This is a genomic window from Pseudomonas sp. K5002 (assembly GCF_013386655.1).
GTDB lineage: Bacteria > Pseudomonadota > Gammaproteobacteria > Pseudomonadales > Pseudomonadaceae > Aquipseudomonas.
Genome location: NZ_JACARK010001125.1, coordinates 1 through 1,491 on the forward strand (window position 1 = coordinate 1; position 1,491 = coordinate 1,491).

Annotated in this window: 2 protein-coding genes; one reads left to right on the forward strand and one right to left on the reverse strand. The window is 59.9% G+C overall.

Annotated features, from left to right (window positions below; all coding sequences use genetic code 11):
- Positions 1-108 precede the first annotated feature (108 nt).
- Complete coding sequence (locus HX846_RS33960) at positions 109-579, reverse strand: Lrp/AsnC family transcriptional regulator (RefSeq protein WP_178967125.1); 471 nt, start codon at positions 577-579, stop codon at positions 109-111.
- Between the two features lie 124 nt (positions 580-703).
- On the opposite strand from HX846_RS33960, the gene HX846_RS33965 reads away from it, so the two are divergent.
- Positions 704-1,491: aminotransferase class I/II-fold pyridoxal phosphate-dependent enzyme (locus tag HX846_RS33965; protein WP_178967124.1), on the forward strand; the 788-nt coding region annotated here is incomplete at its 3' end.

The following is a 1,491-nucleotide window of genomic DNA, read 5'->3' on the forward strand; positions in this document are numbered from 1 at the left end:
TGGTGGGGCAAAGACCTTTTGGTTACTTTTGGGGCGTTTGCCAAAAGTGACCCGCTGTAAGAGCGGAACCATAATCCGCCGTTACCGAAGAAACGGATATGCACACCATCACTCCGGCAAAGGAATCACCCGCAACGGCCGCACCGACTTATAAGAAAAACTCGAGTAAATTTCCTTAACACACGGCAACCCCTGCAACACCTCCCGCGCAAACTCCCCAAACGTCTCCAGATCCTTCGCCACCACTTCCAACAAAAAATCATACCGCCCCGAAACGTTATGACACGCCACAATCTCGGGAATCTCCAGCAACCTTTGCTCAAACGCCCGGGCAACTTCCCGGGAGTGCGTATCCATCATGATGCTGACAAACGCCGTCACCCCATACCCCAACGCCTTGGGCGACAGGATCGCCTGATAACCGCCGATCACCCCGCTGTCCTCAAGGTTCTTCACCCGCCGCCAACACGGCGAAGTGGTCAGCGACACCCGCTCCGCCAACTCCGCCACCGTCAACCGCGCATTACCCTGCAAGGCGTTTAAAAGTGCCTTGTCAGTCCGATCCAGATGCATGGGCATATCTTGCCTCAAAACGTCGTTTTTATTGTTTTTCATCCCAATCTACCGGCTTTTCCCAGCAAACTATGGAACGTTCGGCCGCCGTTATAAGCATAGCATTGTAGGAAATAAGGAGCGTCCGACCATGAAAAATAAACACAACACGTTCGGCTTTTCCACCCGCGCCATCCACCACGGCTATGACCCCCAGGACCACCACGGCGCCCTCGTGCCGCCCATCTACCTGTCGGCAACCTTCGCCTTCCCCACCGCCGAATACGGAGCCGCCTGCTTCGCCGGCGAAGAGAGCGGACACTTCTACACCCGCATCTCCAACCCCACCCTGGCCCTGCTGGAATCGCGCATGGCCACCCTGGAAAACGGCGAAGCCGCCGTCGCCTTCAGCTCCGGCATGGGCGCAATTGCCGCGACGTTCTGGACCCTGCTGCGCCCAGGTGATGAAATCATCGTCAGCCAGACCCTCTACGGCTGCACCTTCGCCCTGCTGCACCACGGCATCGGCGAATTCGGCATCAAGGTGCGCCACGTCGACCTCACCGACCTGAACGCCCTGAGCGAGGCCATCAACCCGGCCACGCGCATGATCTACTTCGAAACCCCGGCCAACCCCAACCTGCAACTGGTGGACATCGCCGCCGTCGCCGAGATCGCCCACCGGCAACCCGGGATCACCGTGGTGGTGGACAACACCTACTGCACGCCCTACCTGCAACGCCCGCTGGAAATGGGCGCCGACGTGGTGGTGCACTCGGCCACCAAATACCTCAGTGGCCACGGCGATATCACCGCCGGCATCGCCGTCAGCAGCCAGGCCCTGGCCCAGCGCATTCGCCTGCAAGGGCTCAAGGACCTGACCGGTGCGGTGATGTCACCCCAGGACGCCGCCCTGCTGATGCGCGGCCTCAAGACCAT

Bases quoted from the DNA above. Each gene is read 5' to 3' on its own strand.
- HX846_RS33960 (WP_178967125.1), bottom strand. From the start codon at position 579: ATGCCCATGCATCTGGATCGGACTGACAAGGCACTTTTAAACGCCTTG.